General features: G+C 72.2%; 5 protein-coding genes. All 5 read left to right on the top strand.

Annotated elements, in window-relative coordinates; genetic code table 11:
• The first annotated feature begins 41 nt into the window (after positions 1 to 41).
• The 5 genes from ACZ4M3_RS17055 (at position 42) to ACZ4M3_RS17035 (ending at position 8,490) form a co-directional block, all read left to right on the top strand.
• Positions 42 to 1,322 (top strand): cytochrome P450 family protein, encoded by a 1,281-nt coding sequence (locus ACZ4M3_RS17055; RefSeq protein ID WP_467733324.1) that lies wholly within the window; start codon positions 42 to 44, stop codon positions 1,320 to 1,322.
• A 62-nt stretch (positions 1,323 to 1,384) separates the two neighbouring features.
• Positions 1,385 to 2,098: an SDR family oxidoreductase gene (locus tag ACZ4M3_RS17050; RefSeq protein ID WP_467733322.1), complete on the top strand. Its 714-nt coding sequence runs from the start codon at positions 1,385 to 1,387 to the stop codon at positions 2,096 to 2,098.
• Between the two features lie 95 nt (positions 2,099 to 2,193).
• Complete coding sequence (locus ACZ4M3_RS17045) at positions 2,194 to 7,107, top strand: amino acid adenylation domain-containing protein (protein ID WP_467733320.1); 4,914 nt, start codon at positions 2,194 to 2,196, stop codon at positions 7,105 to 7,107.
• The gene (locus ACZ4M3_RS17040; protein WP_467733318.1) at positions 7,104 to 7,868 is read left to right on the top strand and encodes a thioesterase II family protein; all 765 of its coding nucleotides are present in this window, start codon (positions 7,104 to 7,106) and stop codon (positions 7,866 to 7,868) included. The genes ACZ4M3_RS17045 and ACZ4M3_RS17040 overlap by 4 nt, the downstream gene beginning before the upstream one ends.
• Before the next feature lie 34 nt (positions 7,869 to 7,902).
• Positions 7,903 to 8,490, top strand: coding sequence for a pyridoxamine 5'-phosphate oxidase family protein (locus ACZ4M3_RS17035; protein ID WP_467733316.1), 588 nt, complete (start codon positions 7,903 to 7,905; stop codon positions 8,488 to 8,490).
• Positions 8,491 to 8,575: the final 85 nt, after the last annotated feature.

Genomic DNA, 8,575 nt, shown 5'->3' with positions numbered 1-8,575 from the left:
ACGAAGCACACGTGCCCCGACCCCCGACCGAGGAGTACCCAGTGTCCGCCCCTTCCGAGGAGTCCCGGTGCCCGTTCTCCGGTGACGAGCCCGTCGTACCCGCGGCGTACGTCACCTGCCCGGGCGCCGACCCGCACCCGTCCGTCGCACGGCTCCGCGACCGCGGCCCGGTGCACCCCATCGACTTCCCGTCCGGCGCAGCCGATCCCGCGTACGTCGTCGTCGACCACGCGAGCGTGCTGCGCGCCTTCGGGGACCCGGGCATCTCCAAGTCCCTCGACGCGGCCCCCGACTGGTTCCGCGAACAGACCGTGCAGAACAGTTCCGTGCTCACCAGCAACATGCTGCTCGCCGACCCGCCCGAGCACACCCGGCTGCGCAAGCTGGTCGGCCGGGCGTTTCTGCCGCGCCGTATGGAACTGCTGCGCCCGCGCGTCCAGCAGATCACGGACGACCTCGTCGACGCGTTCCCCGAGTCCGGCGAGTTCGACCTCCTCGACGCCTTCGCCCTGCCGCTGCCGATGATGGTGATCTGCGCGTTCCTCGGCGTCCCGTACGCGGACCGGGACCGGTTCGTCGACTGGGGCAGGGTCCTCAGCCAGGATCCGAGCCAGGAGGGCGAGGCCGCGTTGCAGCGCAAACGGGTCAACGACGACGTGGTGGGGTACTTCACCGACGTCCTCGCCCAACGACGCGCCCAGCCGCAGGAGGACCTCCTCGGCGATCTGGTACGTGCCGCCGACGAGGACGGTATGTTCACCGACGAGGAACTGGTCTCCACCGCGATCTTCCTCGTCATCGCCGGCCACAAGACCACCGCCAACCTCGTCGGCAACGGTGTCTGGGCCCTGCTCAGCCACCCGGACCAGCTCGAACTGCTGCGTGAGCGTCCGGAGTTGATGGAGCCGGCGGTCGAGGAGCTCCTGCGCTACGAAGGGTCCGTGGACCGCGGGACGCTGCGCACCACGACTCGCGACCTGACGCTCGGCGGAGCACACATACCCAAGGGCAGCTTCGTCCACCTGTCGGTGTCCGCCGCCAACCGCGACCCCGCCGTCTTCACCGACCCCGATCGCCTCGACATCACGCGTACGCCCAATCGGCACATGACCTTCGGGCACGGACCGCACTTCTGCGCCGGCGCGCCGCTCGCCCGCCTCGAAGGGCAGATCGCCTTCGAGACGCTGCTGCGCCGCATTCCCGGCATCGAGTTCGCGGTGCCGCCCGAGACACTGACCTGGGTCGCGGACAGTTCCATCAGCCGCGGCCTGGAGCGGCTTCCGATCCGCATCGCCGGGAAGCTCCCGCGCGACGCGCACTGACCACGCGGCCGGAAGACCCGCCGACCATGACCACGTACCACTCAGAGCAGGAGCACTTCCCCATGAGCAATGACACCCCCGCCCCCGTAGCCCTGATCACCGGCGGAGGAAGCGGCATCGGCGCGGCCTGCGCCCGCAGGCTCCTCGCGGAGGGGTACCGGGTCGCGGTGACCGGTCGCAGCGCCGAGCGGCTGGAGCGCTTGGCCAAGGAGGTCCAGGCACAACCGGGCACCCTCCTGACGCTCCCCGGCGACGCCGCCGACCACGAGTCGGTGGAAGCCGCGCTGCGCGCCACCCTGGATGCGTACGGCCGCGTCGACACGGTCGTCGCCAACGCCGGATACGCCACGCATGACTCGCTCGCCGACGGCGATCCCGCCGGTTGGCGTGCCATGGTGCTCACCAACGTCCTGGGACCGGCCCTGCTGATCCACTACGCGCTGCCCGCGCTCAAGGAATCGCGCGGCCGGATCGTGCTGATCGGCAGTGTCGCCGGTGTCGTCTACACACCGGGCAACATCTACGGCGCCACCAAATGGGCGGTCACCGGCCTCGCCGAGAACACCCGCCGCATGGTCACCGCCGACGGGATCGGCGTCACGCTGGTCGCCCCGGGGAGGGTGGAGACGCCCTTCTGGGACAACGGGGGCGGCGCGCCCGAGGGGATCAACCTCACCGCCGACCAGATCGCCGACTCGGTGGTCTGGGCCGTCCGCCAGCCGGCCGGCGTCGACATCAACACGGTCGTCGTCCGCCCGATCGGCCAGGCGGTCTGACACAGCGGGCGGGGGCCGCCGCGTGTGGCGGCCCCCGTACCCGGTTTCGCTCGCCCAGGTCTGCCCACCCCGCCCGTAGAATCAGGAGCGCAGTCATGTCCACGGAAACGTCCGGCACGGCCCGAACCCCGGCGCAGCCAGTGACGGCCGACGGCCCGCAGGCCGGAGCGGCCGGCCTGCGCCCGGCCTTGGCACGGCTCTGGGGAGAGGTGCTCGGGACCGGGCCGGTCGATGTCGCGGCCGATTTCACCGAGCTCGGCGGCAACTCGCTGCAGGCGGCCCGGATCACCGCGCGCGTCCGCACCCACCTCGGCACCGCCCTGACGGTGCCGGAGCTCTTCGAGTGCGGCACCGTCACCGCCCTGGCGGACTTCCTCGCGGGCCGTCCCCGGGACGCCTCCGGCGCCCTGCCCGCGGTGCTCCCCGCCGCGGGCACCGGCCCGCTGGTCGCCCCGGCCCAACGTCGCCTCTGGTTCCTCGACGAGCTGAGCCCCGTCGCGGGCGCCGCGTACAACGTGCCCGCCCTCACCCGGCTGCGCGGCCCGCTCGACGGTACGGCGCTCGGCGCCGCCTGGCAGGACGTGGTGGACCGGCACGAGCAACTGCGGGTCGTGTTCAGGTTCGACGGTGCCGAACCGCGCGTCACGACCACGAATGTGCGCGCCCGGCTCGAAGTCGTCGACCTGACGCGCAGTGAAGACCCCTGCGCCGAGGGTCTTCGGAGGGCCTCCGAACGCGCAGCCCGGCACATCGATCTCGGCGTCGCGCCCCTCGCCCGGCTCACCCTGTTCCGGCTTGCCGCCGATGACCACCTGATGCTGCTCGTCCTGCCGCACCTCGTGTCGGACGGCCGCACCCTCGACGTCATCGACCAGGACCTCGCGCGCGCCTACCACCGCCGCACGGGAGCGGCCGGGGCGGCCCCCGATGGGGATGCTGCCGAACCCCGGGCGCAGTACCGGGACTTCGCCCACTGGTCACAGAGCCTGGACACCGAACGGCTCCTCGACAGCTGGCGCGCTCGGCTCGCCGGCACCCCCACCACTCTCGACCTGCCCGCCGACTTCCCGAGGCCGGCCACCCGCTCGTACCGTGGCCGCCGGCTCGTCCGGCGGACCACGGGGGGCCTGTTCGCGGCGGCGGCCCGCTTCGCGGCCACCACCCGCACCACGCCGTACGCCGTGGCGCTCACCGCCTACGGTGTGCTGCTCGGAAAACTGACCGGCCGCAGTTGCCTGTTGGTGGCGACCCCGATGGACGGGCGACCGGATCCGGCCCTGGAGGACGTCGTAGGCTTCTTCACCACCACGGTGCCGGTCCCGCTCAGGCCGTGCGCGGACGTCGGACGACCCGGCGCGTTTCGGCGGGCCGTACAGGAGACGCACGCCGTCGTCCTCGACGCCGTCGAGGGACAGTACGTACCCTTCGAGCGGCTCGCCGCCGAACTGGCCCCCGCGGGGGACCTGTCGCGCACCCCGCTCACCCAGGTGGCCCTCGCCTACCAGGGGGCCCGCCGTCCGTACGTCCGACTCGACGGCCTCGACGCCGAGCCGTTGCCGGTGGACAACGGCACCGCCAAGTTCGATCTCACCTTCGAACTGCACGAGTCGGAAGCGGAGTTCGAGGTGACGGTCGAGTACGCCACGGACCTGTTCACCGAAGTGCGGGCGAAGGGGATGCTCGACCGCTATCTGGAGATCCTCGGCGCAGCGGTGCGTGCCCCGGCCGCCGAATCCGAGGCGGAAGGGACCACACCGCGCCGGGCCACCTCCGAGCGGGTGTCCGGCCGGACCGAGGCGGACGGACGCTGCCTGCACGAGATCTTCGCCGAGACCGCCGTCCGGCACCCGTCGTCCGTGGCGGTCACCGACGGCGCCCGCAGCCTCACCTACGCGGACCTCGACCGTGCGGCCAACCGGCTCGCGCACCGCCTGCGCGCCCACGGCGCAGAGCCGGAAGCCCTGGTCGCGCTGTGCGCCGACCGGACCGTCGATCTGGCCGTAGGAGTCCTCGCCATCCTCAAGTCGGGCGCCGGCTACCTGCCGCTCGATCCCCGTCACCCGGCGGCCCGACTGCGCGACACCCTCGCCGACGCCGACTGCCGCATCGTGCTCGGCGACGCGGAGGCGTGCGCACCGCTGCTCGACGGGCCCCTCGAACCTCCCGCCTTCATCTCCCTCGCCGAGGACTGCGACGCCGAGCCGGACCACGCGCCGCAGACGGGTGCCGGTCCGGACACACCCGCGTACGTCATTTACACGTCGGGGTCCACGGGCAAACCCAAGGGCGTCGTCGTCACCCACGGCTGCGTCACCCGCCTCTTCACCGCCACCGAGGGCGACTTCGGCTTCGGCGCGGACGACGTGTGGACACTCTTCCACTCCCTCGCCTTCGACTTCTCCGTGTGGGAGCTGTGGGGTCCGCTGCTCTACGGTGGCCGGCTCGTCGTCGTGCCGTACCTTACGAGCCGTGACCCGTACGCGTTCCTGGAGCTGCTGCGCACCCAGCACGTCACCGTGCTCAACCAGACACCCACCGCCTTCCGTCAGCTCGCCGCGGCCGCAGAGGACGCCGGCTACCCGGAACTGCAACTGCGAACCGTCGTGTTCGGCGGGGAAGCACTCGATCCGGCCACTTTGACCGGCTGGGTCGCCGGCTACGGCATCCGCAGGCCCCGACTGGTCAACATGTACGGCATCACCGAGACCACCGTTCACGTCACGATCCGACCGCTCGAACCGGCCGACCTCAAGGGCTCGCTCAGCCCGATCGGACGCCCGCTGTCCGACCTGCGGGTGCATCTCCTGGACCAGGACGGGAGAGAGGTCCCGACCGGCGTCGAAGGCGAGATGTACGTGGGCGGGCCCGGCGTTGCGCGCGGGTACCTGAACCGCCCTGAGCTCACCGAACACCGCTTCGTACCCGATCCGTTCGGCCCGCCGGGGGAGCGGCTCTACCGTTCCGGCGACCTCGCGGTGCGCCTGGCGGACGGCGAGCTCGAATACCGGGGCCGGATCGACCAGCAGGTCAAGCTGAACGGCTTCCGGATCGAACTCGGGGAGGTCGAGCGGGCGTTGCTCGACCAGCCGGGCGTCCGCGCCGCCGCCTGCGTACTGCGTGAGGACGTCCCGGGGCTGCCCCGCCTCGTCGGCTATGTCGTCCCCGTACCCGGCCACGACATCCGGCCCCGCGAGGTGCGCGAGGCGCTGGGGCTGCGGCTGCCCGCCCACATGCTCCCGGCCGCCGTCGTGCCGCTCGCCCGACTGCCGCTGACGGGCAACGGCAAACTCGACCGGACCCTCCTGCCCGCCCCCGAGGACCTGCGGGCCGCAGCCGGGCCGGAGTCCGTCACACCACCGCGCACCCCCGCCGAGCGCACCCTCGCCGACGTCTGGGGAGAGGTCCTCGGCCTTCCCGAACTCGGCACCGACCAGAACTTCTTCGCGCTCGGGGGCGATTCGCTGCGCGCCGTGCGGCTGGCAGCACTGGCACGCGAGCGCGGGATTCCGGTCACGATCGAGCAGATCTTCCTGCACCCGACGGTGGCCGCGCTCGCCGTCGCCGCGAGCGAGCGGGACACCCTACCCGAGGCCGCGGCCGCGGCCGCCGAGCTGTCGACAGCCGTCGCCGACCTCGACCCGGCTGCGCTGCCGCCCGGCACCGTCGACGCGTACCCGACGGCGGCGATGCAGCTCGCCATCCTCTTCGAGTGCGAATACGCCGAGGACGAGAGCACCGGCCTCTACCACGACCTGATCAGCGTCCGGCTCGACGGCCCCTTCGATCCCGCCGCCCTCGAACGCGCACTGGCCCTGCTCTGCACCCGGCACGAGATCCTGCGCACATCCTTCCACCTCGCCGCCTTCCGCGAACCGATGCAGCTCGTGGCCGAGACCGCGCTCGTCCCCCTGACGGTCGAGGACCACGGAGCGCCGGCCGCCGCCCCCGGCGACCAGGAGCGCGAACGACTCCTGCGCGCCTGGTGGGAGCGCGAGCGAGCCGATCCGTTCGAGGTGAAGCGGCCTCCGCTCGTGCGCTGCCACGTACTGCGCCTGGGGCCCGACGGCTTCCAGCTCTCCTTGGCCGTGCACCACGCGATCCTCGACGGCTGGAGCCTGGCCCTGCTCACGACCGAGCTGCTGCTCGCGTACGAGGACCAGCTGCGCGCCACCGAGGCGCCCGCACCCGTATCGGCACCCGCCGGGCTGCCGCCCGCGCCGACCGCCCGCTACCGGGATTTCGTCGCCGCCGAGCAGGCGGCGCAGGCCGACCCCGCGACCCGGGCCTGGTGGGAGGAGCTCCTGCGGCAGGAGCGAGAGGTGCCGGACCTGCCGATGGATCCGGGCGGCCACGCCGAGGACGAGTTCGCCTTCCACGTGCCACTGACCGAGGAGCTGGACGCCGCGCTCGACGCGACAGCGGCGCGGCTCGGTCTCCCCGCGAAGAGCCTGTTCCTCGCCGCGCACGTCCACGCCCTTGCCGTGGTGACCGGTCAGCAGCGCACGGTGACGGGCGTTCAGGTCAACGGCCGTCTGGCCGAGACGGATGCGGACCGCGTCCTCGGCCTGCTGCTGAACATGCTGCCGGTCCATGTCACCGCCCGCGGCACCTGGGCGGAGCTGGCCGGCGCCGCGTTCGACGCGGAGCGTGGGCGGCAGCCGTACCGTCGCTACCCGCTCGCCGCGATGCAGCAGCTCGTCGGGCGCGGCACCCCCCTCTTCCACGTGGCCTTCAACTACACGGATTTCCATACCTTCGACGACCTCGATGCGCTGCGCATCGTCCGCACCCGCGACTGGTGGTTCTCCGACCGGCACAGCTTCCCGCTCATGGTGGAAATCACCCGCGCCTCGCCCGGCGGCCGCCGCGCCGTCGCCGTCACGCTCGGAGCGGAGAGCCCGTACGCGGCGACGGGCGCCCGGCTGGGCCGCCTGCTGCTGAGCGCCCTGCACCGCATCGCGGCGGACCCGTACGCTCCGGTGCCGGAAGCCCGGGAGGCCCGCCGATGACGCTGCTCACAGTGCGGCCGCGCCCGGCCGCCCGGCACCGCCTCGTCGTCTTCCCGCACGCTGGTGGCGGCCCCTCCTTCTACCGCGCCTGGGCGGAGACGAGCGACGACATCGAGGTCACCGTCGTGCACTACGCCGGGCGCGAGCAGCGGTTCGGCGAGCCGCCGGTGTCCGACCTGCACGCGGTGGTCGCCGAGGTCCTGGACGCGCTGCGGACCGGCTTCGACGGGCGGCCCACGGCGCTGTTCGGGCACAGCATGGGGGCGATCCTCGCGTACGAGACGGCGCTCGCGCTCGCCGCCGAGCCGCAGGGGGAACGGATCCGGCCGTCGGCGCTCTTCGTGTCCGCGAGGCGAGCTCCCGGCACACTGCCGCGGTCGGGCGGCACCGCCGCACCGCGGCACCGCACCGACGCCGAGCTCCTCGGCTCACTGCGCAGGCACGGAGGCACGCCGGCGGTGATCCTGGACAACCCGGCGCTGCGGAACCTGTTCCTGCCGGCCCTGCGCGCCGACTACCAACTGGTGGACGGATACCGCCCCTTGCCGGACCGACCGCCGCTGCGCACGCCCATCACCGCCCTGTGGGGAACCCGGGACCCGACGGCCGACGCGGCGCTGATGCGGCCCTGGAGCGCCGAGACCACGGATCGCTTCCGCACCCGCGCCTTCGACGGCGGCCACTTCTACCTCGTGGAGCACCGGCAGAGCCTCCTCAGTCTGGTGGACGAGCAGCTCGGCTCCGCCGCAGCGGTTCGTTAGACAGGCGAAGAGTTTTCTTACATAATTCTTAGACATGGGAAAGACTTACGAACGTATAGACGGCCGGCTGCGCACCTTCATAGAGCAGCAGCCGGTCTTCTTCACCGCGACCGCCCCGTTGGTCGGTGACGGCACGGTCAACCTGTCGCCCAAAGGCCTCAAGGGCTCCTTCGCGGTGCTCGACGAGGAGCGGGTCGCTTATCTCGACTTCGCCGGCAGCACTGCCGAGACCATTGCGCACCTGCGGGAGAACGGCCGGATCACGATGATGTGGTGCGCCTTCCAGGGGCCGCCCAACATCGTTCGCGTGCACGGCCGGGGGGAGCCCGTCTTCCGTGACGACGCGCGGTTCAAGGAACTGCTCGCGCACTTCCCGGGCATCGATCCGGCCCTGCACGGGCTGCGCGCGATCATCGTGGTGACGGCCGAACTCGTCCGCGACTCCTGCGGATACGGGGTGCCCTTCATGTCGTACGACGAAGACCGCGACCTGCACGGCAAGCGCTTCTCGCGTGAGGACGACGCCTCGCTGAGCGCGTACTTCGCCAAGAAGGACCACATCGCACGGAGCATCGACGGCCTGCCCGGTCTGCCTCTTCCGCTGCCGCCCAGCAACTTCTGAGCACCCGCGGGGGACAGCCGATGCCCTCGCGCCCCGTGCCGATGCGTGGGGCGCAGCCCCCAAGGGAGGGGGCGATCGGGCTCCG

The organism is Streptomyces sp. NPDC026522 (genome assembly GCF_055567555.1).
Note: the sequence above shows the minus strand (reverse complement) of the source record. Positions and strands in the feature narration are given on the sequence as shown.